Origin of the sequence: Streptomyces sp. AC550_RSS872 (genome assembly GCF_019049285.1) — a bacterium.
GTDB lineage: Bacteria > Actinomycetota > Actinomycetes > Streptomycetales > Streptomycetaceae > Streptomyces.
The window spans coordinates 1-310 of record NZ_JAGMUL010000191.1; the positions used below are offsets into that span (position 1 = coordinate 1).

Below are 310 nucleotides of genomic sequence, written 5' to 3' on the forward strand. Positions count from 1 at the left end.
AGGGCGGTCTTCCAGCGCATGGTCCAGCGGGCCTGCCCCTCGCCGGTGGGGCCGAGGGACATGATCGCCATGTAGACACACTTCAGGGCGGCCTGCTCGTTGGGGAAGTGGCCACGGGCTTTCACCGCCCGGCGGATACGGGCGTTCACCGACTCGATCGCGTTCGTCGTGCAGACGATGCGGCGGATCTCGGTGTCGAACCGCAGGAACGGGGTGAACTCCTCCCAGGCGTTCTCCCACAGTTTCACGATTGCCGGATACTTCCGGCCCCAGACCTCGGCGAACTCGGCGAACCGCTCCAGGGCGGCCT

The 310-nt window shown here is 67.1% G+C and carries 1 protein-coding gene; it reads right to left on the reverse strand.

Annotated elements, in window-relative coordinates:
* Positions 1–310: transposase (locus tag KUM44_RS39875; RefSeq protein WP_217214660.1), on the reverse strand; the 310-nt coding region annotated here is incomplete at both ends.